Origin of the sequence: Aeromonas sp. FDAARGOS 1407 (genome assembly GCF_019048725.1) — a bacterium.
In the GTDB taxonomy this organism is placed as follows: Bacteria; Pseudomonadota; Gammaproteobacteria; order Enterobacterales; family Aeromonadaceae; genus Aeromonas; species Aeromonas enteropelogenes.
Genome location: NZ_CP077399.1, coordinates 459,718 through 482,449, shown reverse-complemented (window position 1 = coordinate 482,449; position 22,732 = coordinate 459,718). Strand labels below are relative to the sequence as shown.

Below are 22,732 nucleotides of genomic sequence, written 5' to 3'. Positions count from 1 at the left end.
GTCTTTGACGTCCGATTACGCTTCGCCAATCGACCCTCTGGTCGATTCGCACGAATTAACTGTTACGACATCTCGCATCGAGATTGGAGAGAAAGATTTGAGTCTATTGAGCCAGGTTAGTGCTTCCCTGTTGGCCCCGAACGATCTCGACGAAGGACGCCTGCAACAGCTGCTCGGCAGCCTGATGAGCCATCAGGTGGAGTTCGGCGACCTCTATTTCCAGCGCAGCTGGCATGAGTCCTGGATGCTGGAAGATGGCATCGTGAAAGATGGCAGCTACAACATCGATCAGGGGGTCGGGGTGCGTGCCGTCTGTGGCGAGAAGACCGGTTTTGCCTATTCGGACGAGCTGAGCCTGCTGGCGCTGCAGCAGTCGGTGACTGCCGCCCGCGGCATCGCCGCCGCCGGCGCCCGGGGCAAGGTGAAGGCGTGGACCAGAACCGAGGCCAACCTGCTCTATCCGGCGCTGGATCCCCTGCAGACACTCGACAAGCAGCAGAAGATCGCCCTGCTGGAGCAGATGGACAAGTTTGCCCGCAGCTTGGATCCCGCCATCAATCAGGCGATGGCCTCCATCAGCGGAGTCTACGAAGAGGTGTTGGTGGCCGCCACCGACGGTACCCTGGCCGCCGACGTGCGCCCGCTGGTGCGCCTCTCGGTGACCGTCATCGCCGAGAAGGGAGATCGCCGCGAGCGTGGCAGCGCCGGCGGCGGTGGCCGCTTCGGTTACGATTATTTCCTCGAACTGGATGGGCTGGAGAGCCGCGCCTTCGGTTATGTGCGGGAAGCCGTGCGCCAGGCGCTGGTGAATCTGGAGGCCATCGATGCACCGGCTGGTACCATGCCGGTGGTGCTGGGCTCCGGCTGGCCGGGTGTGCTGTTGCACGAAGCTGTGGGCCATGGCCTGGAGGGGGACTTCAACCGCAAGGGCTCGTCCGCCTTCGCCGGGCGCATCGGCGAGCAGGTCGCCTCCAGGCACTGCACCATAGTCGATGACGGCACCCTGCCGGGTCGGCGCGGCTCCGTCTCCATCGACGACGAGGGGACGCCGGGCGGTTACAACGTGCTGATCGAAAACGGCATTCTCAAGGGCTATCTGCAGGACAAGCAGAATGCCCGCCTGATGGGAGTTCCGCTCACCGGCAACGGCCGTCGCGAATCCTATGCAGCCCTGCCGATGCCGCGCATGACCAACACCTACATGCTGGCGGGTCAGTACGATCCGGCCGAGATCATCGCCTCGGTGAAGAAGGGGATTTATGCCCCCAATTTCGGCGGCGGTCAGGTGGACATCACTTCCGGCAAGTTCGTCTTCTCCGCCTCCGAGGCCTACCTCATCGAGGATGGCAAGATCACTGCGCCCATCAAGGGGGCGACCCTGATCGGCAATGGCCCCGAGGCCATGAGCCAGGTCTCTATGGTGGGCAGCGATCTGGCGATCGATCGCGGGGTCGGCGTCTGTGGCAAGGAGGGGCAGAGCGTGCCGGTCGGAGTGGGTCAGCCAACCCTCAAGCTGGATCAGCTCACCGTGGGCGGCACGTCGTAAGTCGGCTTGGCCAGCTCACAGCGTCAATCGATGCGGTGAGCGCAAACTCAAACCCCGGCCTTGTGCCGGGGTTTTTGCTGGCGGGTTGGCGGCGGGCAACAAAAAGCCCCGGTCAGCTGGCCGGGGCGGATCCAATCATTGGCATCAATTGACCGAGATGGCGCGGGCGTCGATGAAGTAGCGGGCATTGCCCTGCTTGTCGATCTGGATCTTGGCGACCAGGTGCTCCTGATCCTTGTACTCCCAGCGCTGCTCGATCTTGGCAAGGGAAGGGCTAGTGATCCCAACCACATTCAGGTACTCGTGAAACAGGCTATGGCTCCCTATTTCGGTCAGCATCTTGTCCATCAGCATACTCTCCTGAAATTGAATGGGTATTCACCAACAAACCTACCAGCGTCCTTCTGAATAGAGTCTGTATGAAAAACAGACTAACTCATTTGTGTGTCAATAACATGATCAGGGACAAGATCAATGCAGATCGTCAGCCTGTTTTGACAACGCTTTCACTCAGTGCTGGCGGGCACCTGGCAGTTGCTCGAGATTGACGGGAGCAGGTGCGGGAGCCGTGATCGCCTGGGTAGCCGGCGCTTCATGGAATACCGGGTCCTGAGCTACCTCCTTGATTCCATTGATACAAAATTGCATACCCATGCACACCAGCAGAAAACCCATGATCCGGGTCATGGCGTCGATGCCGGTGGCGCCCAGGATCTTGCAGACCGGATCCGCCAGCTTCAGCACGCCCCAGCTGAGCAGGCTCATCAGGGCGAAGGCGGTGACCATGGCGGCATAGATGGTCATGCGGTTGTAGTCATCGGGCAGTTCCGCGATCTGGGCGGCGCCGCTGATCACCAGCGCCATGGTTCCCGGCCCGCACATGCTGGGCATGGTGAGCGGCACGAAGGCGATGCTCTGGTTGATATCCACCCCGTCGGCCTGGCTCGGTGCCGGGAACAGCATGCGAAAACCGATGAAGCCGATGATGAGGCCACCAGCCAGTCGCAGACCCGGGATGGAGATCCCGAACAGATCCAGGATGGAAGAGCCGATGAAGAAGGTGATGCAGAGGGTGCAGAACAGGTAGATGGCGGCCAGATTGATCTGGCGGCGGACATGTTCCCGCGACATTCCCTTGCTCAGCCCCAGCAACAGGGTGGCCGTGGTGGGCGGATTGACCATGGGCAGCAACGCCAGCAAGGCGAGCAGAACGACCTGAAAGTACATGTATTGCCTCGGATGAACAGGGTAGATGGATGAAGCCGGCACCAGGCCGATTTCGAAAGGGTGGTTATATTATGCCCTGCAAACTGAACCCAGGCCGTACAAAAAGCCCCGACCTGGGTCGGGGCTGAACTGAGAGTGGGTATCAGGCCGCCTGGGGCAGCGTCTGGCGCTGGTTGCGCTGCTGGACCCAGAGCCAGAGGCCGATGATAAAGCCGAGGGCCGACAGGCTCATCACATAGTGGGAGGGGGCCAGCACGTCGCTCTTCATCCACAGGGTGACCAGCATGGGGGTCAGGCCGCCGAAGATGGCGTAGGCCACGTTGTAGGAGAAGGAGAGGCCGGAGAAGCGCACCACCGCCGGGAAGGCGTTGACCATCACATAGGGTACGGCGCCGACGATGCCGACCGCAAATCCTGCCAGCATGTAGAGGGGCACCAGCTGGGCCATGCCAGCCACCAGACCGTGGTAGAAGGCATAAGTGGAACCCGCCAGCAGCAGGGAGCCCAGCATGAAGGTCAGGCCGCTGCCGAGGCTGTCGATGAGGCGACCATAGGCGATGCAGCCCAGGGTGAGCGCGACTATGGCCAGGGAGTTGGCGGTCAGCGCCTCGGCGGGGGTGATGCCATACACCTTCTGCAGGTAGGTGGGGGTCATCAGGATCACCACCACGATCCCGGCGGAGAGCAGCCAGGTCAGCAGCATGGAGACGACGACGCTGCCCTTGTGCTCGCGCAGCACCGTCTTGAGCGGCAGCTCCTCGGCCAGGGACTTGTTGGCCTGCATCTCGGCAAAGACCGGGGTCTCGTGCAGCCAGCGGCGCAGGTACATGGCGACGATGCCGAATACCCCGCCGAGCACAAAGGCTAGGCGCCAGCCCCACTCGCTCACATCGCTCGGGCTCATGCTGCGGTTGATGGCGGTGGCCACCAGGGAGCCGAGCAGGATGCCGGCCGTCAGTCCGGCGGTCAGGGTGCCGCAGGCGAGGCCAATCCGGCGGGCGGGCACGTGTTCAGCCACGAATACCCAGGCCCCTGGCACTTCACCACCGATAGCGGCCCCTTGTAGGATCCGCAGCAACAGCAGCAGCAGCGGGGCGGCGATGCCGAGGGCGGCATAGGTGGGCAGCAGGCCGATCAGCAGGGTTGGCAGCGCCATCATGATGATGCTCAGGGTGAACATGCGCTTGCGGCCGATGAGATCGCCGAAGTGGGCCATGATGATGCCCCCCAGGGGGCGGGCCAGATAGCCGGCGGCGAAGATGCCGAAGGTCTGGAACTGGCGCAGCCATTCGGGAATATCGGCCGGGAAGAAGAGCTCGCCGATGACCACGGCGAAGAAGACGAAGATGATGAAGTCGTAAAATTCCAGCGCGCCGCCCAGCGCCGCCAGGCTCAGGGTCTTGTAATCCTGTCGGTTGAGGGGGCGACAGTGATCGTAGTGTTGTGTGGCTGTCGTCATATCCTTATGTTTCCCATCGCTTTTTTTAGTTATTGTTCCCCATCCTTGCCGGGGACACGCTCCTCTTCGAGGGTATGCTGTTGCATCCCGGTATGTAAATCGCGCAATTCGCAACACTGTCTTGCATCTTTTTGGGGCATAGTGACGCCCGTCAGGAGGAAGAATCATGGAAAAGAAACGGGTATTGCTCTCCTGGAGCAGCGGCAAGGATTGCGCCTGGGCGCTGCATCGCCTGCGCCAGGATCCGGCCATCGAGGTGGTGGGGCTGTTCACCACCCTCAATCAGGCCTTTGAGCGGGTTGCGATGCACGGTGTGCGCAAGCAACTGCTGTTGCAGCAGGCCGAGTGCGTGGGGCTGCCCATCATCTGCATCGATCTGCCCTGGCCCTGTAGCAACGAGGATTATGCGCGCATCATGGAAGGCTTCATCGCCGATGTGCTGGCGCAGGGGATCCGTCACATGACGTTTGGTGATCTCTTCCTTGAGGATGTGCGGGCCTATCGCGAGCGGCAGCTGGCGGGAACCGGTATAGAGCCGCTATTTCCGCTGTGGGGGAGCAAGACGCCCGAGCTGGCGCGGGAGATGATGGCGGCAGGCATGAAGGCGAGGATCAGCACGCTGGATCCGAAGAAGCTGGATGCCGGTCTGGGTGGCCACGATTTCGATCCGGCCCTGCTCGCCGCCTTGCCCGAGGGAGTGGATCCGTGTGGCGAAAACGGCGAGTTTCACACCCTGGCCTACGACGGGCCCATGTTCCGGCGCCCGCTGGCGATCCGGGTGGGGGAAACCGTGGAGCGGGACGGTTTCATCTTCACAGACCTGCTGCCAGTCACCGATTGATTATTGGGCGTCAAACGCTCCCTTCTGTAGGGTAACTCACAGTTTGGACAAGGGGATGGGGGCACCATGAGCCCCCTCTTTTGTTTGAAGAAGAAGACGTGCGATGAAATTTGTTTCCCGTCCCGTGCTGCTCGCCTCTCTGCTGGCAGCCGTCCTTTCTCTCCCGGCTATTGCCGACGTTACCGCCACACCCCAACCGGCCCCTGCCGGCGTGACCACCGCCTCGCTGGCCGAGCAGGCGCCCGTTCACTGGGTGTCGCTGGCCCAGATTGCCGCCAGTCTGGATGGTCTGCCGCCGATGGCGGTGGGCTTTGACATCGATGACACCCTGCTCTTCTCGAGTCCCGGCTTCTATCGCGGCAAGCAGGAGTTCTCCCCGAAAGACGAGAGTTATCTCAAGAACCCCGCCTTCTGGGAGAAGATGAACAATGGCTGGGATGCGTTCAGTGTGCCAAAACAGGTGGGTAAGGCGCTGATCGCCATGCACCTCAAGCGGGGTGACAGCATCTACTTTGTCACCGGGCGCTCGGCCACCCACACCGAGACGGTGACCCAAACCCTGCAGCAGACCATGGGGATCCCGGCCGATCGGCTCAATCCGGTGATCTTTGCCGGCGACCAGCCTGGACAGAACACCAAGGTGCAGTGGCTCAAGGATAAAAAGATGAAGGTCTTCTACGGCGATGCCGACGGGGACATCAAGGCGGCGCAGGCGGCGGGCATTCGCGGCATCCGTCTGCTGCGGGCGGCCAACTCCACTTACCGGCCACTACCGCTGGCGGGGGCGCTGGGGGAAGAGGTGATCATCAACTCCCAGTATTGATCGGTCAAAAGCTGATTCATGAAAGAAGGGCGGGGCCATCGGCACCCGCCCTTCTGTTGTTTTACCGTACGGATACGTGGTTCAGTCGGCCCAGGGCATCTCGGGCAGGCTGTCGAGAAACTCGCCGTAACGGGTCAGGTTGAAGGGGCCCTGTTCGGCTTCCATCGCCATCAGCTCGGCGCCGAGGGCGCAGGCGATGTATTGCAGCGCCTCTTCTCGCGGGGTGCCCGTCATCACCAGCCGCATCAGGGTCGCCTTCACCTGGGGTGGCTGGCCGTCGGCGAGCTGGTTGTCCACCATCTCCAGCAGGGCGGCTTCGTCGAAAAATTCCTGAGAGTCGTCGTTCATGGGATATCCGCAACAGTGAATGTGGCGGCCAGTATAGCCCGAATGCTTGTTAACACCTTGAGCCATCGGCAAATAAAGAATCCGTTATAGCGCTGGCTTGTTACTCATAATTAGTAGGCGTTTGCCCCGCAAACAGGTTTGCACACATACCAGATGGATGGATAAGCCTATGCCTACGATAGATGCCCTGCTGGCACAGCCACACAACCTGCCCCAGATCCCCGAAGTGATGCGTGAACTGATCCAGACCTTCAACGAGAAGGAGCCGGATCTGAGCAAGATCAGCAAGCAGATAGCCAAGGATCCGGTCATTTCGGCCAAGTTGCTGCGCCTGGCCAACTCAGCAAAATTCGGCGGCAGTCGACAGGTTGCCACAGTCAACGAAGCCACGGTACGGCTTGGGTTGGCCATGGTGCGCAACATGGTGCTGGCCTGCGGCCTGACCGAGTCGGTCAAGGCAGTACCCGGCCTCGACCTCAGGCACTTCTGGGGTTGCGTCTTCAACGTGGCCGAATTGGCGCGCCGTTTGGCGGTGCGAAAAGGGATGAAAGGAGAGGAGGTCTTCACCTGCGCCCTGTTGCATGATCTCGGGCGCCTCATCATGCATGTGGGGCTGCCGGAAAATACCGTGCTGCACATCAAGGATCTGGAGCTGCACAAGGGGCGGGCCAAGGCCGAGGAGCTGGTGGTCGGCTTCAACTATGCCCAGGTGGGAGCGGCCATGGCCAAGTTGTGGAAGTTTCCCGACACCATCTGCAGCGCGGTGGAGTACCACTATAACCCCATGCTGGCCAAGGAGTTTTCTACCGAGGCAGGGCTTATTCACCTGGCCATAGTGCTGGCGGCCCAGTCGGATGTGGGGGAGGCGGCGCCCCCCGAGTGGCCTGACAAGGTGGCCGACAAGCTGGGGTTGCCCTGGGCTGATTGCGCGGCCGAATTCACCGCACTGCGCGAGCAGGGCAATGGCTATGCCGGATTGCTGGCGGCCTGATGCCACCGGGTTGCAAAGGGGGCCGAAAACGGCCCCTTTTTCATGCCGGCAGCCGCGCGGGCTTGCCAGTACGGGATGAGGGGAGCACTCTTTGCTCTCTATCTCCTTGTTTTGAGAGCCGTTGTCATGATCTTCACACCCCGTCTGACCCTGCGTGAGATGCATCTCGCCGATGCCCCCTTTATCCTCGAATTGCTCAACGATGCCGATTTTTATCGCTTCATCGGCGATCGGGGAGTTCGTACCCTGGAGCAGGCGCAGGAATATATCCAGCAGGGGCCCGCGGTCAGCTATGCCCGTCACGGTCACGGCCTCTATCTGGTGGAACGCCAGGAAGATGGCGCCAGGCTCGGCATGTGCGGCCTGATCAGACGCGACAGCCTGCCCTGCGAGGATATCGGCTATGCCTTTTTGCCTGCTTATCGCGGGCAGGGCTATGCCATCGAAGCCGCACGTGCCGCCTTGCAGGATGGTCGCGAGCGGCTCGGGATCGAGCGGGTCATCGCCATCGTCACCCCGGGCAACGAGCGTTCAATTGGCCTGCTGACCAAGCTGGGGCTGGTGCGCAGCCGTCTGGTTAAGCTCGCAGAAGATGCCGACGAGTGCCTGCTGCTGGAGGCGGTGGACGTCGAGCCGTGCCGGATCTGAGAGCGGTTCTCTGATCGGAGAGGCTGATTATTCGGTTGTAAGGGAGATGGCTGTCGCAAAGAGGCCGCCGTGAGTTGCGGCCTGTCTGCATCGGGCGCTGCCGTGTGGCAGGCAGGATCAGTGGAGGTCTTCGATGGAGAACTCGCCAGCGATGCCATCACAGGAGATGGCGAAACCGCCGCTGAAGCGGGTGCTGAACTGGATCAGAAACCCATCGTCATCGTGTTCTTGCACGGGCAGGTTGATGGGTTTGCTACGACGCAGGGGCTTGTGTGTTTTTACTGCTTTCATCATGGTATTTCTCTATATAAATTAAATGTTTGCTCCTTGTGTTGGCAAATGACAGGTCAATGGGCGCGGTCAGCCCGGATGGCTGACAGGCGCGCAGGAATACCCAGCCCGTCTCACGGGCGTCTGCACTTTCAAGGAATATGCCAAGGAATATGCGGATGCATGGTTCACATGGGTGGGCAGATCGGGTCTGCGCCGTGAGAGCCGGGCAACGCAGGCGGACAGCCTGACGGTTCTCGAGGCGAGTAAATCAGAAGAAGGTTATGCGGGTACTGACAGGATTCATCGTGAGGTGAAGCATTGCAGGGTAAACATAAACAGGGCTGATTAACTAGCCGGCGCGCATTCTGGCCGTGAAATGAATAAAAAGCAAACAATTATTTTGTTGTGGCGTAAATAAGTGCCCGCACTTCCTCCTCATCGAATGACGAAAGGTGCTTGAATGGCCGCCACGACGCATTTCCCCTCCTGATCGCAAGGGCTTGTTTTTCATGCCTTGGCGCGGACTTTTCGGTAGAATCGTCGCTCATTTTGACGTCAGATAGAGATGAGGCGCGGTATGACGGTTCAGTTCCAGGCATTTCACAGCATCAAGGCGATCGACAATCGGGAGGTGCTGTTCAACTGGTCCAGAACCAATCCGCTCGGGGCACTGGAGCAGGTGTGGCGCCCTAAAAATCGCGACGAGCTGCAGGCGCTGCTGCGCGAATTTCCGGAGCGCAAGCTGCGGCTCATCGGCTCCGGTCTCTCCTTCGAACCCATCCACAGTGTCTATGCCGAGGGCAATCAGGCGCTGCTGGTGGACCTGCACCACCTGCGCGGCCAGCTGGCACAGACCGCCGATACGGTGACCTACCAGGCAGGCACACCGCTCGATAGCGTCTACGCCGAACTGATTGCCATGGAGCGGATGCTGCCCGCCTCCCCCGGCGTCATCGGCATCCAGACCCTGGGCGGTGCGCTCAGCACCGGCACCCATGGCCAGGGGCTGCACCAGTCAGCCCTGTGTGACGCGGTGGAGGTGCTGACCGTGATGCTGGCCAGTGGCGACATCATCCGGGTGGATCGCACCGACCCGCGCTTCGGCGCCTTCGTGATGGGGATGGGGATGCTCGGCATCCTGCTCGACGTCACCCTGCGCACAGTGCCGAACCGCATCATGCGCTGCACCAAGTTCACCACCGACTACTCCTTCCTGCTGGAACACAACGAGCGGCTGAACCGCGAACACGGTTTCGTGAAGAGCTGGTGGTTCGCCTGGACCGGTGAGAGCCACATCTGGCTGGTAGATCCCGCCAGCGAGGAGGAGGTGGCTCGCTACCGGGCCGCGGGTAGCGAGCCGCTGCTGCTGGATGGCGACATCGACGCCTGCATGAACGCCACCATTGACGCCACCCTGCAGAAGATGGCGAAGGACACCAAGGATGAGGCGCTGGCGGGGGAGCACTTCGAGACGGTGCGCCGCTTCAAGGATGCCTCGGACCTGGTGGGCAACGTCTACCAGATCCTCTGCAAGGGGATCCCGGCCCCCCAGATCAACTGCGAGGTGGCGGTGCCGCTGCATCGCATGCAGGAGGCGCTGGAGACGTTGCAGAAGTGGCAGGAGGCCAATCCCGGCGTGCTGCACTATCCCTTTATCCTGCGCTGCACCGGCCCCTCCGAGGCCTGGCTCAGTGCTGCCTATGGCCAGTCGGTGTGCTGGATTGGTTTCCTGGTCTATCTGGCGGCGGACGGCACCTTCGTCAACGGCTCCATGGAGCAGATGCGCGAGTTGCAGCAACTGCTGGTGCCCCTCGGCGGCATTCCGCATTTTGGCAAACACCTGGCGATGGATCTCTACGACTTCCCGGCTTTGCTGCCGCGCTGGCACGACTTCCTGGCTCTCAAGGGTGATCTTGACCCCCATGGCCGCTTCGAAAACCGCTGGCTTGCGGCTCTGTTTGCCAACAAGTGAGGGTGGCTGTCCCTCTCATCACGCCAGGTTTTAAGGATTTGACATGACCGATATGCAAGATACCCGCATCCCAGTGACCCTGCTGACCGGCTTTCTCGGCAGCGGCAAGACCACGCTGCTCAACCACTGGGTGAAGCAGCCCGAGCTCGGCGAGTGTGCCGTGCTGATCAACGAATTCGGCTCGGTGGGGCTGGATCATCATCTGGTACAGCAGGTGGACGAACAGGTGGTGCTGCTCGATTCCGGCTGTATCTGCTGCTCGGTGCAGGGCTCCCTGGTAGAAGCGCTGCAGGGGCTCTTTATGAAGGCCATCCAGCGCAAGATTAAACCCTTCAAGCGACTGATCATTGAGACCACGGGGCTGGCGGACCCGGCCCCCGTGCTCTTCACGTTGAGGGAGGAGGGCTTTATCGCTCAGCGCTATCGCTTCGACGGCACAGTCACAGTCGTCGATGCAGGTCATATCGAGCAGCAGCTTATCCAACAGTATGAAGCGGTGAAGCAGGTGGCGCTGGCGGATCTGCTGGTGGTGAGCAAGGGCGACCTGGTGGATGAGGAGACCCTGACACGGGTCGAGAGCCAGCTGGCGGCCCTCAATCCGGCGGCGCCCATCGAGCGGGTGATCAACGGCGAGCTGTCGCCCGCCGCGCTTGAAAAATTGGGCGCCTACAACGAGGAGGCGGGGCGCGACGTGCGTCAGCTGCTGGCCTGGCTGCGCACCGAGTCCCCCAAACAGGGGTTGGCCTCGCCGATGCAACCCAAAATGAAGCCATTCGCCGCCAAGGTGGGGACGGCTGCGCCGACCCATTTCGAGCATGGCAACATAGAGAGTTTTTCCCTGCGTATCGGCGAGCCGCTCAAGCCCTCTCGCCTACTGGCTGCCATCGATGCGGTGCAGGCGCACTATGGCGATGCCCTGCTGCGGCTAAAGGGAATATTGCAACTGGAAGGGGAGAGCCAGCCGGTGGTGATCCACGGCGTGCACGGTCAGCTCTATCCGCTGCAGGCACTAGGGGAGTGGCCGGAGGGCAAGGCCCAGTCGCGGCTGGTGTTCATCGTGAAGAGCCAGGACAAGGCGGGGATAGAGTGGTTGTTTCTGGATACCCTCAAGGCGCCCGAACCCAGTCTGGAAGAGCAGCTCAGAGCCATGCTCGGCCAGCCGGATGCCTGATAGTCTGATGTGACCCGCTTTCGTGCGGGTCTTTTTTTGTCTGAAGATGAGGTGGCTGCTCATGCCCGATAGCACACACATGGTTACCCCGGCCCAGCGCAAGTGGCTGCCTCTGCTGACGGCGGTCGGTTTCTTCATGCAGACGCTGGATGGCACCATTCTCAACACTGCCCTGCCCAGCATGGCCGAGGCGCTGGGGGAGAGCCCGCTGCAGATGCAGTCAGTGGTCATCGCCTACATGCTGACGGTGGCGCTGCTCATCCCCGCCTCCGGCTGGCTGGCGGACAGGTTCGGCACCCGTCGCATCTATCTGGCGGCCATCTTGTTGTTTACCCTGGGATCTTTGGCTTGCGCCGCCGCCAATACCCTGCCCGTGTTGGTGGCTGCCAGGGTGTTACAGGGGATAGGCGGTGCCCTGCTGATGCCGGTGGGCAGGCTGGCGGTGCTGCGGGTCTACAGCAAGCACGAACTGCTGCGGGTGATGTCGTTCGTCACCATTCCGGGGCTGCTTGGCCCCTTGATGGGGCCGGCACTCGGGGGCTGGCTGGTAGAGGTGGCGAGCTGGCACTGGGTGTTTCTCATCAACCTGCCGGTGGGGGTACTCGGTTTTCTCGCCAGTTGGCACTTCATGCCGGATCTGCGCCAGGAGACGGCGAAATTCGACTGGCAGGGGTTCGTGATGTTCAGCATCGGCATGGTGCTGGTGTCGGTAGGTTTGCAGGGATTGGGGGAGCACAGCATCTCCACCGGTTGGGCGCTGTTTGCCCTTATCTTCGGGTTGGCGGCCATGGCGAGCTACTGGCTCTACGCGGCCAATGCGCAGGAGCCGCTGTTCAGCCTGGCGCTGTTCAAGACCAACACCTTCGCCATCGGCATCTGGGGCAACCTGTTTGCTCGCCTCGGTAGCGGCGCCATGCCGTTTCTCACGCCACTGTTTTTGCAACTGGGGCTCGGTTTCTCGCCGAGCAAGGCGGGGATGACCATGATCCCCACCGTGCTGGGGGCCATGCTGACCAAGACGCTGGTGAACAAGCTCATTCCGCGCATCGGCTATCGCCGCATCCTGATCGGCAACACCCTGGCGCTCGGGGTGATGATCGCCAGCTTCTCCCTCATCGACAATCAGCTCCCCTACGGGGTGCTGCTGGGCTGGCTGATGGTGTTTGGCGCCATCAACTCGCTGCAGTTCTCCGCCATGAACACCCTGACCCTGCAGGATCTCGGTCCGACTCACGCCAGCAGTGGCAACGGCCTGCTGTCGGTGGTGATGCAGCTCTCCATGAGCCTGGGGGTAGCCATCGCCGCCAGCCTGCTTGGGCTCTTCTCCGCCGGGGCTGACGCCGCCGGCGGGCAGTGGCTGGCGGGTTTTCACCTCACCTATCTCTGTGTCGGGCTGCTCTCCATGCTGGCGGCGCTCATATTTGCCCAGTTGGAGCGGCCTCAGACCTTGAATTGATCGATGGCACTGGCCAGCTCGCTGGCCTGTTGCTCCACCTGCAGGGTAGCGGACAGGGACTCTTCGGCCTGGCCACGCACTTGGTTGGCGATGTCGCGGATCATCACGGCGTTGCGGTTGATCTCGGCGGCGACAGAACTCTGTTCCTCCACGGCGGTGGCGATCTGGGTATTCATGTCGAGCACTGCCTCCATCCGCTCCGTGATGAGATTGAGCTGCTCTCCGGCCAGCTGGGCTGCCGAGACGCTTTGCTCGCCATTGTCACGGCACTCACCAATCTGCGCCACCATGCTGGCGGTGCGTGACTGGAGGCTGCCTATGATGGTGGCGATCTCCGTGGTGCTCTGCTGGGTGCGCATCGCCAGGCTGCGAACCTCGTCAGCCACGACGGCGAAACCACGCCCCTGATCCCCGGCCCGAGCCGCCTCGATGGCGGCGTTGAGGGCCAGCAGGTTGGTCTGTTCGGCGATGGCCCGGATCACGTCCAGCACGCTGCTGATGGTCTGGCTCTCCTGCGACAGGGCTTCGCCCTCATGGCCGGTTTCATCCAGCCGCTCCGAGAGTTGGCGTATGGTCTGGCCGGTCTGCTGCACGCTGTCGCGGCCCTGTTCGGCGGCGCTGTGGGTGTCGCGGGCGCTGGCGGCGGCGGTTTCTGTGTTGTCTGCAATATTGGCGATGGTGGATTCCATCTCGGTGGCGGCGCTGGCCACCAGATCGCTCTCCTCAAGCTGTTTTGACAAGGCCTGCTGGGTCAGCTCTGCCTGTTGGCTCAGCAGCCGGGTCTGGGACTCCAGGTGCCCGACCGAGCCTTTCACCCGTTCGATAAGGGCGTGAAAGTGATCCAGCATGGTATCGAAGTCACGGCCCATGGCGGCCAGTTCGTCCTTGCCGGTCAATCTGGCACGCAGGGTGAGATCGTTGTTGCTGGTGACCCGACGCATCACGTCGGCCAGCTTGTCGAGGCCGCTCATGATGTTGCGACCGATGGCAAGGTTGAGCAGCAGGGCGGTGATGATGCCAACGGCACACAACATGATCATCATCCAGGTCTGGCGATCATGCTGGGCATTGACGTAGGTGGTCAGCTCCTTGAGCAGGGTGGCGCTTGCCGAGGCCATCTTCTGCTCTTTCTGGATCAGGCTTGCGCGCAGGCCATCCTTGCCGGTCAGACCCAGTTGCTGTTCAGCGCTAACCAGCTCCTTGAAGTACTGGCGGTAGCGCTGGAGCAGCTCGGCCTGTTCCGGATTGGCGGCCAGCGCCTCGGCCAGCGGCGTTGCGTTGGCTTCCAGCTGATCCAGGTAGCGTGCATCCCGGCGCAGCATGAAGTCCTTCTCGTTGCGGCGCAGCTGCAACAAGATGACTTCAAGGCGGGGATCGTCGCGCTCCTTGAGGGCCGACTCAAGCGCATGGGTGGCGGCCCTGAGCTTGCCGTAGAGGCCTGCTTCCGGCGTGAGGCCGATCCGTTCCTGCTCGCTCTGCAGTCGTTTGAATTCAGCCTGGTAGTCATCGAGTGCACCACCGAGCACGGTCAGGTGCGCGTCCATCTCCGCTGGCAGGTAGCCTTGAAGCTGCTGGATGGTCTCCCGGATCCGCTGGCTCTGGGCGGCGAACTCGGTGATCAGGGAGGGATCCTTGCGCAGCAGGTATAGCTTCTCGTCGAGCGCCAGCTGGGTGCGTTCGGAGTCAAGCTGCTGGGTCAGTCGCTGTGCCATGGCAAGCTGCTCGTTTCGCTCCGAGAAGTAGGATAGGCCTCCGACCAGCAGCAGCTGGATCAGGGTGATGAGGAAGGCGGACCAAAGTAACTTCTGTTTGACGCTCATTACTGCCTCACAGCAACAGGGGAAGTACCCGTCATTATCGTTCAGTCGAGCAAAAACTTTAATATTATGTTTATTGTCAATAAGTTGCCGCTTTGTCTGTCACCTGACAGTTTGTGAGGAGGACAGACAATCTCGTTCGGGATCAGGCAGTTGTTTTGTTGGTGGCTAGCCGCCCACAAAGTGAGGAAGTACTTCCTCATGGCAGCATGGAAGACAGTCATCAGGGGGATTGTTGTCGTGAGCGTGGCATAAGGCCGCCCCCGGAGCGGTGACGCGGCTCTTGGGCCCATAGGAGTGGGACGGATTCAGGTCGTTGCCACGGGCAGATAGCTGACCTCACAGGGCAGCTGTGCCAGCACCTGGGGCAGGTGGGCGGTTTCCAGCAGAAAGGTGTGTTCCGGGTGACCCGGGGTCCAGGTAAAGGCGTGATGGGCGAGCAGCTGCGGATCTATCAGCAGCGGGATGTCGGCGCGCGGCAGAAAGGGGCAGACGGCTCCCGGCAGGCAGCCGATCTGTGTCTGCATCTCCTCGGCCGTGCAGATGGAGGGTTTGGCTCCCAGGGTGGCCTTGACTGCCTTGTTGTCGAGCCGCCCGTCCCTGTGGGTCAGCAACAGGGCGAAACGGCCATCCTTGAACTTGAGAAACAGGGTCTTGCTGAACTCCGCCTGCCAGCCAAGGCGTGCCTTGACCTGCTCGTCGGTGGCGTAATCGAGGATGGGCTCGTGTTGATAACGCTGATGGGGTAGATCGGCGAGCAGCTGGCAGTTGAAGTGATGGATGGTATCGAGTGGCATCTATTCCTCCTTTTCATGGGAATTATCCTGCCAGCAGGGCAGGGCAATGGCCAATCACGCTTTCTAATCTGCCATAAGCGACAAGGGCACCGAGGTGCCCTTGTCGATCAGCTGTGCTGCAATGCCGGTGCTTCCCAGTGAAAGGAAATGGGGTAGAGCCGCTGGGAGGCCTTGTCATAGGCTTGCCACAGCTCATCCATGGTGCGGCCATCGAGCGGATGGCGCAGGGCCGGGGCCAGCTCGGCCAGCGGCCACAACACGAAGGCGTTGGTGAGGATCTCGCCGCGTGGCAAGGTGATCGGTGTGTCGCAAACCAGATCGCCATAGAGCAGCAGGTCGAGATCCAGGGTGCGGGGAGCGAACTTCTTGGCATCCGCTTCGCGGCCGTGGGCAAACTCCATGGCGCGCAGGCGCTGGCAGACGGTCGCCAGTGGAAGATCGGTCTGCGCCGCCACCACCAGGTTGTAGAAGGGGCGGCCATTGAAGCCTACCGCCTCGCTCTCGAATACCCGTGACACCAGCAGCTCGCCAAACTCGCCGTACAGGGCATCAAGGCCGGCGCGGATATGGCGCTCCCGCTCTATATTCGAGCCCAGGCTGATATAGAGGGTGGTCATCAGTTGGCGCTCGCTACCGGTGTGCGATGGCGCAGGATCTCGACGCCGACGCCTTCGGCATTGGGTACGGCACCGGGCTTGGTGAGAGTCACTTTGACCCACTGTACCCGCTCATCGGCAAGCACCAGGATGGCGACCTGTTCGGCCATGGTTTCGACCAGTTCGACTACCTTGCCGCTGACATGTTCACAGATCCGGTTGGAGAGGTCGGCATAATCCAGTGCCAGCTTGATATCGTCGGTTGCGGCGGCGGGGCGGTTGTCGAACCCCATCTCAAGGTCAAACCGGAGTTTCTGGCGAATGCCCTTCTCCCACTCATATACACCTATGGTGGTCAAAACCTCGAGTCCGCGAATAAACACCTTGTCCATGACTGTACTTCTTCTTTACTCTTGATGGGCTGTGATGACAGCGCAGGGATGCTGGCCGGGCGACATGCTTGCCGAGGCTGTCTGGTTGGGCAAAGGGTCCAAGCCAGCGTATGTGGCCCGCATCATACCCCATTCATATCGTGGTAAAAACGACCAAGATGACGGCCCTGACGATTTTGATGATTATTCTGGCCTACCTGGGTGGTTCACTATCCAGTGCTGTGCTGGTCTCCCGCTTCACCGGTCTGCCTGATCCGCGGGATCATGGCTCCCACAATCCGGGGGCGACCAATGTGCTGCGCCTCGGTGGCCGGATGGCGGCTCTGGTGGTCTTGCTGCTCGATGTGATCAAGGGAATGGCCCCCGTCTATCTCGCCTGGTTTCTGCAAATCAAACCCGTCTACCTCGGCTTTATCGGCGTGGCGGCCTGTCTTGGCCACATGTATCCCCTCTTCTTCCATTTCCGGGGAGGCAAGGGGGTAGCGACGGCGCTGGGCACCATGCTGCCCATCGGTTATGGCATGGGAGGCGCCGTGATAGGTACCTGGCTGCTGGTAATGCTGGTGAGTGGCTACTCCTCTTTGGCTTCCATCATTACCGTACTGTTGACGCCGCTCTTTACCTACCTGCTCAAACCCGAATATACCTTGCCGGTTTCGCTGCTCTCCTGCCTCATCTTGATCCGCCATCACGAGAACATTGCCCGTTTGCTCAAGGGGGAAGAACCCAGGGTGTGGGGGCGCAAGCGCAGGGCCAGTGAGGGGGAAGTGGAGGAAATGGGGCGCGTTGAGCAAAAAAGAGACGAACGAGACAAAAAGTGAAATTTCCCGTTGACCACCAGCCCTAAAATCCGTTTAATAGCGCCCACGCCCAGATAGCTCAGTCGGTAGAGCAGGGGATTGAAAATCCCCGTGTCGGCGGTTCGATTCCGTCTCTGGGCACCAAATTTTGGTGTCATGAAATAAAAATTTGTTCATGCGCAATGGTTTGAAGTGTGCCGGCTTAGCTCAGTAGGTAGAGCAACTGACTTGTAATCAGTAGGTCACCAGTTCGATTCCGGTAGCCGGCACCATTTGCCCAGATAGCTCAGTCGGTAGAGCAGGGGATTGAAAATCCCCGTGTCGGCGGTTCGATTCCGTCTCTGGGCACCACTTACAATTCCTCCTTAGTTCAGTCGGTAGAACGGCGGACTGTTAATCCGTATGTCACTGGTTCAAGTCCAGTAGGAGGAGCCAACACAAAAGCCCAGCTGAAAAGCTGGGCTTTTTTTATCCGTTTCGTCATGGTGACGAGCGGCTCGCCTGTTGCTGTCGTCGGCCGTCACCATCTGTCGCCGGGCGTTGACTGCTTGTTGCGTCAAGCCATCTCATCCGCAAACAGGGTTCCACCTTGATCCATTATGGGGATCCGGGGCCTGGATGGCCGGAGAATATCGCTTCCTCATTATTAATCTGCAGATGACTGGCTATAGTAAATAATAAAGTCAATTACTTTATAATCGACATTTACAATGCGGTTTATCTGTTCTATATTTATTTGAATGGTTGTTTTGTTATGCAGTTGAAGTTCATTTTATAGCTGATAGAACAATTAAATGCAGTCTATTTGATGAGATATATGGGGAATGTTATGCATAATGAACGTTATCTTGATACAGCCGAACTGGATAAATTAAATTCCGGCGGTGATATAACCATGCCAGTATCATTTATCCTTGATATATCTCGTTCCAAATCACTGCAAGATGTATTGAATGTAGTGGCAAACTGGATTCACCATTTATTTAAAGCAGAACGAGTCAGCATTACAATTAAAGAAAATGAACATTTCCTGAAGCTTTATTCCATTTCCGGTAATCGGGCCATTCCTCTTGATTTTCTTATGCCCATTAAAGACACATTTGTCGGTGGTGTATTTTCATCGGGTCGTTTGGCCATCTGTGATGATTTGAGCATGTCTGACAAGCTGGACTGCCAGATGTTGTATCACAAGGGGATGGGCTGTTGCATGGATGCCCCCATGCTGCAAGGTGACAACTGTATCGGCACCCTGAATGTGGCGCATCAGGATAAATTTTTTTACTCAACGAGAGACGCTGTCATTTTGCAGTGTCTGGCCCATTGGCTTGCCCTCAATATCCAGCTCTATCTGCAAGTCGATGAAATGAAAGTGCTGGCTTCTACCGATTATCTTACCGGCATATACAACCGCAGGGCATTCATGGCAGAAGGGCAGAGCCGGGTCGCCCATTCGTTATTGACGGGGGTTCCCGGCGTTGTTGCCCAAATCGATGAAGCTTGAGTGGAACTAACTGAGGACTCGGTGATCTGATCATCACCATCCTCTTCAAGTCTGCATTATGGGCACGTCGCTTCACCCCATCACCAACTGGCCTAAATACAACAAGTCTTTGATTAATCGTGGTTCACTCACCTTCTGGGTTGATGCCGAGGCCATGAGCAACTGGTTTCACCACGACCATCATGGACGGCGGGGCCGTAGCCAGCTCTACACCGACCAAACCATCGCCACCTTCCTGATGCTCAAGGGGATGTTCAACCTCACTCTGCGGGCAACCCAGGGACTACTAGACTCCCTGTTCGAGTTGATGAATGTGCCGTTGTGTGCACCGGACTATAGCTGTGTCAGCAAGCGAGCACGTACGGTGACAGTGGCCTATCGACAGCCCCCAAAGGGACGCATTACCGACTTGGTTATCGACTCAACCGGGCTGAAGGTGTTTGGTGAAGGCGAGTGGAAGGTCAGAAAACACGGCGCCGAAAAACGGCGAGTCTGGCGCAAGTTGCATCTGGCAGTAGACCCGGTAACCCACGATATCGTGGCGGCGGAGGTGTCATTAGAAAATGTCCATGATGCCGAGGTGTTGCCGACCTTGCTCAATCCACTGCGGCGCAAGCTGGGACGAGTTTATGCAGATGGCGCCTATGACAGCAAAGCCAGCCATCAGCTTATCTCGCGCAAAGGGGCGACAGCCTGTATCCCGCCTCGCAAGAGCGCGGGGTTATGGAAAAAAGGACATCCAAGAAATGACGTTGTGCTGGTGATACGCAAGGAAGGGCTGGCGCACTGGAAGAAGATATCGGGGTATCACCGTCGCTCACTGGCAGAGACGGCGATGTATCGGTTCAAGCAGTTGCTGACGGGGAAAATCAGTCTGCGTAACTACAATGGTCAGGTGGGAGAAGTCATGGCGTATGTCAGCGCCATAAACAAACTGAATACCTTGGAACTACCTGTCAGACAGCCCCGAGTGTAGCGGTCACCCAGGGCAGGCGAAGTCATGACTTTCTGGCTAATTTGGGAAACAACGCCGGGGTTCCCTGTACCGTGGCGATTCTTGATATCGACAATTTCAAGGAGTTGAATGATCGCTATGGTCATGAGGCGGGAGACCTCGTGCTCAGGCAGTTGGCTGCTGCCGTTTGCACCGTCGTCCGGGAGCATGATGTATTTGCCCGCATTGGCGGGGAAGAGTTTGCATTGATTATTGCCGGGGGCTCCCATGATGACAGCGATGATATTTTTGAAAAAATAAGAGCCTTGATTGAAGAGTTGCTTATCGAATATGGCGAATACACCATTCAAGTCACGACCAGCATAGGGGCGTCAGTCTCTACCCCTGCGGATGTCGAGATCGGACATCTTCTGCGAAGAGCGGACATGGCGCTCTATCAAGCCAAGAGTGCCGGCAAGAACAGGGTAATCTTCGAGTTGTAACTGACGTTCTGCACTGGCCTGCGAAGGTGGACGGATCGCTGGGGCAGGCCCTGTCGCCCGCAATGCTGCGGGCATCGATCTTCCCCGAAAATTTACCTAGCATGGAAACTTTGGCGAGCCAAACATGCCGCCGTTACCTTACTGTCGAGAGAATCCACAAGATGAAAATGCGTCCCCTGTTGTTGCTGAGTGCCCTGCTGCTGGGCGGGTGTAGCGTCAATCCCTATCGTTGGCCCGGCAGTGAGCCCCAGACGCCTGCGCCGAGCGAGCCAGTCACCCAGCCTCCCGTGACTCAACCCGAGGTGAAACCACCGGTACAAAAACCGGTGGCACCGACCGCGCTGGCCGTGGCCATGGCGGATGCCTTCGTCCAGGCCCCCGAGGTGCGGGAGCTGGCCAATGGCAACCCTGTACTGCTGCTCACGCCACCCCAGAATGGAACGGGGGAATCTCTCGACACGCGCCCCATGGCGGCGGCCATGATCAAGCGGATCCAGTCCAAAAGCGAGTTTCGCTTCGTCGACCCGGGCCAGGTCGCGGCCATCACCAGCCAGCTCGAATATCAGCAAGGGGGAGTCAATCCTGCCTCTTTGGTCCGCCTGGGGCGCCAGACCGGGGCGGGTTACATGCTCTACGGGGATCTGGTGCAACAGGGGGGACGCTATCGGCTTGCCATGAGCCTGATGGATCTGCGCAGTGGTGAACTGCTCTGGAATGCGAGCCGCTTCGCCAGCCGATAGTTTGGACTTTGTCGGGGTCACCACGGCACCAGGCCAGAGGTGACCCTTGCGGGCCGGTGGGGGGGATGGCCCCCCTTCAGTAGATACCGGTTGTCGCGTTCCTTTACCCTTTACCCTTTATCCTTTCCCCTGCGCATACGCTATGGCCAGCGAGGCCGATAGTGATTGCTCGCTTGCCATCATCAACAATTCCTCACACCAGCGCCGCCATGGCAGTCGGTAGCACGCCACCTTGTCTCAGAGCATCGGGAAGTAGCAGGCGGAGATATCGACGGGCTGATCCGGGCAACCCGGCTGATAAAACTGCCAGCCGGCGTCCGAGAAGGCGCGCAGCTCGCTCTCGACAAATGTCAGCGCCAGGCTCATGGCCTGCAGGGCATCAATACCATGGATAAAGGTCTTGTCACGCAGGCCGGCGAGCTTCACCTTGCAGCGATAGTCACCGTTGGCGGATCTGGTGTCAGGTCTGGGCCTGTGGATGGCGATCTTCAGGCGAAGTTGCTCACCCTCTGGGTTGACGACATCGAACCTGGCGGTGACTAGGGTCTTCTTCATCCGGATATTCCTTTTCCGTTGGTGGGTTCAAGCTTGAGGAGCCCTGGTCGGGGACCAGAAGGAGCTCTGGGGTATCAGCCTAATGGAACCTGGAGACTCAAACAATCTGCTGTCAGCTCATGGCAGATGCCAAAATGAATCAGAGCCCCTCATGCTGGTGTTGCTGAATACCGGCAAAGAGCGCGGTTGATTACCAGGTTGAACATTATTTGCGCATCAAGATTCATCGCTGATTGAATTTGATGTTCGCTCCGGGTCCGGCACGGTACGATATTTTGACAGTCAGCCAGCCTTTCGCTGCCTGAGGCTCGCAGGAGGAGACGGAATGGAGCTTTCGGTCAAGCAACTCTATGAAGTGATGGCCCAACTGCCGGATCCTCTCTTTATCCTGAGCGAAGATGGCTACTACATCGAATATCTGGGCGGGATGGAGGAGCAGTCCTATCAGGACGGCAACCCCCTGACGGGAAAGAGACTGTTCGACGTACTGCCTGCGGTGATGGCGCAATGGGTGATGGAACAGGTGATGCTGGCGCTGGATAGTGGCCAGATCCAGGTGGTGGAGTATGATCTTGCGGCCACTGAGGTGGCGGGGATCGATGCAGCCGTCGGGCCGCAAGGGATGCAGCGATTCGAGGGCAAGATTGCCCCCTTGCCCTCTCTGTATGAGGGGAAGCGAGCGGTCGTCTGGGTAACCCGCAATATTACCTGCCAGCACGAGCTGCAGCAGCGACTGAAATTGCAAAGCGAAACCGATCAGCTCACCGGTCTCTACAACCGGCGATTCTTCTTCGATCACTGGGCCCGGTTGCAGCAGGGGGAGGGTCATGGCCTCATCATGCTGGACATCGACCACTTCAAGCAGGTCAACGATCGTTTCGGCCATCAGGAAGGGGATCGGACGTTGCAACGCTTCTGCGAGTGTGTGGCGACCCAGTTGCGCAGCGAGGATCTCTTTGTTCGTAGCGGCGGCGAGGAGTTTCTGGTGCTGCTGCCGCGACTGGACGAACTGACGTTATTGCGCATTGCGGAGCGGATCCGTGCGGCTGTGGCAGCCCTGGCCGCCGACCCTGTTACGCTGACCGTCAGTCTGGGTACGACGCTGGTGCGACCGGGTGAGGATATCAATCTGGCATTGGCGCGCGCCGACGAGTGGCTCTATCGTGCCAAGCGGGCAGGGCGCAACCGGGTGGCTCACTGCCCATCGCGCTGACGGCCGGCCATCAGCGATTAATAATATCGTCCACCTTCGCTATTATTTCATTGAGGTGGAATTAAGCTCATTTTATTTATTGAAGGTTTTTTACGCCATCATGTTAATATTAATAGGTCGGCCTGGTCT

Annotated in this window: 24 protein-coding genes and 4 tRNA genes; 18 read left to right on the top strand and 10 right to left on the bottom strand. The window is 59.5% G+C overall.

Features of this window, described 5'->3' with window-relative positions; genetic code table 11:
- The first annotated feature begins 97 nt into the window (after positions 1-97).
- The gene (gene tldD, locus I6L37_RS02335; RefSeq protein ID WP_216993187.1) at positions 98-1,546 is read left to right on the top strand and encodes a metalloprotease TldD; all 1,449 of its coding nucleotides are present in this window, start codon (positions 98-100) and stop codon (positions 1,544-1,546) included.
- 144 nt (positions 1,547-1,690) lie between these two features.
- Here the strand turns inward: tldD and I6L37_RS02330 are convergent, their stop codons facing one another.
- The 3 genes from I6L37_RS02330 to I6L37_RS02320 form a co-directional block, all read right to left on the bottom strand.
- A complete protein-coding gene (locus I6L37_RS02330) occupies positions 1,691-1,894 on the bottom strand; it encodes a hypothetical protein (RefSeq protein ID WP_026457710.1) in 204 nt (67 codons plus the stop codon).
- A gap of 162 nt (positions 1,895-2,056) precedes the next feature.
- Positions 2,057-2,773 (bottom strand): MarC family NAAT transporter, encoded by a 717-nt coding sequence (locus I6L37_RS02325; protein WP_026457709.1) that lies wholly within the window; start codon positions 2,771-2,773, stop codon positions 2,057-2,059.
- A 142-nt stretch (positions 2,774-2,915) separates the two neighbouring features.
- Positions 2,916-4,232 carry an MFS transporter gene (locus I6L37_RS02320; protein ID WP_216993186.1) on the bottom strand — a complete coding sequence of 439 codons (1,317 nt, stop codon included), beginning with the start codon at positions 4,230-4,232 and terminating at the stop codon, positions 2,916-2,918.
- Positions 4,233-4,398: 166 nt separating this feature from the next.
- Here I6L37_RS02320 and I6L37_RS02315 point away from each other — a divergent pair, with 166 nt between their 5' ends.
- Together I6L37_RS02315 and aphA are read left to right on the top strand one after the other, a co-directional pair.
- Positions 4,399-5,073, top strand: coding sequence for an adenine nucleotide alpha hydrolase (locus tag I6L37_RS02315; protein ID WP_216993185.1), 675 nt, complete (start codon positions 4,399-4,401; stop codon positions 5,071-5,073).
- Between the two features lie 103 nt (positions 5,074-5,176).
- Positions 5,177-5,896 carry an acid phosphatase AphA gene (aphA, locus tag I6L37_RS02310; RefSeq protein ID WP_216993184.1) on the top strand — a complete coding sequence of 240 codons (720 nt, stop codon included), beginning with the start codon at positions 5,177-5,179 and terminating at the stop codon, positions 5,894-5,896.
- Between the two features lie 81 nt (positions 5,897-5,977).
- Here the strand turns inward: aphA and I6L37_RS02305 are convergent, their stop codons facing one another.
- Entirely contained in the window at positions 5,978-6,244 is a 267-nt protein-coding gene (locus tag I6L37_RS02305; RefSeq protein WP_061476904.1) for a hypothetical protein, read from the bottom strand.
- 169 nt (positions 6,245-6,413) lie between these two features.
- Between I6L37_RS02305 and I6L37_RS02300 the strand changes: the two genes are divergently transcribed.
- The gene (locus I6L37_RS02300) at positions 6,414-7,235 is read left to right on the top strand and encodes an HDOD domain-containing protein (RefSeq protein ID WP_042029044.1); all 822 of its coding nucleotides are present in this window, start codon (positions 6,414-6,416) and stop codon (positions 7,233-7,235) included.
- Positions 7,236-7,361: 126 nt separating this feature from the next.
- Positions 7,362-7,883: a GNAT family N-acetyltransferase gene (locus tag I6L37_RS02295; protein ID WP_216993183.1), complete on the top strand. Its 522-nt coding sequence runs from the start codon at positions 7,362-7,364 to the stop codon at positions 7,881-7,883.
- 117 nt (positions 7,884-8,000) lie between these two features.
- Here I6L37_RS02295 and I6L37_RS02290 read toward each other — a convergent pair whose 3' ends face one another.
- A complete protein-coding gene (locus I6L37_RS02290; protein ID WP_124239471.1) occupies positions 8,001-8,177 on the bottom strand; it encodes a hypothetical protein in 177 nt (58 codons plus the stop codon).
- Between the two features lie 556 nt (positions 8,178-8,733).
- Between I6L37_RS02290 and I6L37_RS02285 the strand changes: the two genes are divergently transcribed.
- The 3 genes from I6L37_RS02285 to mdtD all read left to right on the top strand — a co-directional run bounded on the left by I6L37_RS02285 (position 8,734) and on the right by mdtD (position 12,755).
- Positions 8,734-10,128, top strand: coding sequence for a D-arabinono-1,4-lactone oxidase (locus tag I6L37_RS02285; protein ID WP_216993182.1), 1,395 nt, complete (start codon positions 8,734-8,736; stop codon positions 10,126-10,128).
- Positions 10,129-10,171: 43 nt separating this feature from the next.
- Positions 10,172-11,299: a GTP-binding protein gene (locus I6L37_RS02280; RefSeq protein WP_216993181.1), complete on the top strand. Its 1,128-nt coding sequence runs from the start codon at positions 10,172-10,174 to the stop codon at positions 11,297-11,299.
- Between the two features lie 61 nt (positions 11,300-11,360).
- Positions 11,361-12,755 (top strand): multidrug transporter subunit MdtD, encoded by a 1,395-nt coding sequence (gene mdtD, locus I6L37_RS02275; RefSeq protein WP_216993180.1) that lies wholly within the window; start codon positions 11,361-11,363, stop codon positions 12,753-12,755.
- Here mdtD and I6L37_RS02270 read toward each other — a convergent pair.
- From I6L37_RS02270 to folB, 4 genes are all read right to left on the bottom strand, one after another.
- Complete coding sequence (locus I6L37_RS02270; RefSeq protein ID WP_216993179.1) at positions 12,740-14,575, bottom strand: methyl-accepting chemotaxis protein; 1,836 nt, start codon at positions 14,573-14,575, stop codon at positions 12,740-12,742. The two genes, mdtD and I6L37_RS02270, sit on opposite strands and share 16 nt — an antisense overlap.
- Positions 14,576-14,880: 305 nt before the next feature.
- Positions 14,881-15,369, bottom strand: coding sequence for a YbaK/EbsC family protein (locus I6L37_RS02265; protein WP_216993178.1), 489 nt, complete (start codon positions 15,367-15,369; stop codon positions 14,881-14,883).
- A 107-nt stretch (positions 15,370-15,476) separates the two neighbouring features.
- Positions 15,477-15,986, bottom strand: coding sequence for a 2-amino-4-hydroxy-6-hydroxymethyldihydropteridine diphosphokinase (folK, locus tag I6L37_RS02260; protein WP_042070320.1), 510 nt, complete (start codon positions 15,984-15,986; stop codon positions 15,477-15,479).
- The gene (gene folB / locus I6L37_RS02255) at positions 15,986-16,357 is read right to left on the bottom strand and encodes a dihydroneopterin aldolase (protein WP_042070321.1); all 372 of its coding nucleotides are present in this window, start codon (positions 16,355-16,357) and stop codon (positions 15,986-15,988) included. Before folB ends, folK begins: the two co-directional genes overlap by 1 nt.
- A 158-nt stretch (positions 16,358-16,515) precedes the next feature.
- Between folB and plsY the strand changes: the two genes are divergently transcribed.
- The 9 genes from plsY (at position 16,516) to I6L37_RS02210 (ending at position 20,835) form a co-directional block, all read left to right on the top strand.
- Complete coding sequence (gene plsY, locus I6L37_RS02250) at positions 16,516-17,178, top strand: glycerol-3-phosphate 1-O-acyltransferase PlsY (protein ID WP_216993177.1); 663 nt, start codon at positions 16,516-16,518, stop codon at positions 17,176-17,178.
- 47 nt (positions 17,179-17,225) lie between these two features.
- Positions 17,226-17,301: transfer RNA gene (locus I6L37_RS02245), tRNA-Phe, on the top strand.
- A gap of 52 nt (positions 17,302-17,353) precedes the next feature.
- A tRNA-Thr gene (locus tag I6L37_RS02240) sits at positions 17,354-17,429 on the top strand.
- Between the two features lie 3 nt (positions 17,430-17,432).
- A tRNA-Phe gene (locus I6L37_RS02235) sits at positions 17,433-17,508 on the top strand.
- An 8-nt stretch (positions 17,509-17,516) separates the two neighbouring features.
- Positions 17,517-17,592: transfer RNA gene (locus I6L37_RS02230), tRNA-Asn, on the top strand.
- 394 nt (positions 17,593-17,986) lie between these two features.
- Positions 17,987-18,658 (top strand): GAF domain-containing protein, encoded by a 672-nt coding sequence (locus I6L37_RS02225; protein ID WP_216993176.1) that lies wholly within the window; start codon positions 17,987-17,989, stop codon positions 18,656-18,658.
- Positions 18,659-18,716: 58 nt separating this feature from the next.
- On the top strand, positions 18,717-19,634 hold the full coding sequence (locus I6L37_RS02220; RefSeq protein WP_216991975.1) for an IS5 family transposase: 918 nt from the start codon (positions 18,717-18,719) through the stop codon (positions 19,632-19,634).
- A 41-nt stretch (positions 19,635-19,675) separates the two neighbouring features.
- Entirely contained in the window at positions 19,676-20,095 is a 420-nt protein-coding gene (locus tag I6L37_RS02215) for a GGDEF domain-containing protein (RefSeq protein ID WP_302056913.1), read from the top strand.
- A gap of 161 nt (positions 20,096-20,256) precedes the next feature.
- A complete protein-coding gene (locus tag I6L37_RS02210) occupies positions 20,257-20,835 on the top strand; it encodes a penicillin-binding protein activator LpoB (protein ID WP_216993174.1) in 579 nt (192 codons plus the stop codon).
- Between the two features lie 237 nt (positions 20,836-21,072).
- On the opposite strand, the gene I6L37_RS02205 is transcribed toward I6L37_RS02210, so the two are convergent.
- Positions 21,073-21,390: a hypothetical protein gene (locus tag I6L37_RS02205; RefSeq protein ID WP_216993173.1), complete on the bottom strand. Its 318-nt coding sequence runs from the start codon at positions 21,388-21,390 to the stop codon at positions 21,073-21,075.
- A 325-nt stretch (positions 21,391-21,715) separates the two neighbouring features.
- Here I6L37_RS02205 and I6L37_RS02200 point away from each other — a divergent pair, with 325 nt between their 5' ends.
- The gene (locus tag I6L37_RS02200; RefSeq protein ID WP_026455836.1) at positions 21,716-22,603 is read left to right on the top strand and encodes a sensor domain-containing diguanylate cyclase; all 888 of its coding nucleotides are present in this window, start codon (positions 21,716-21,718) and stop codon (positions 22,601-22,603) included.
- Positions 22,604-22,732 lie beyond the last annotated feature (129 nt).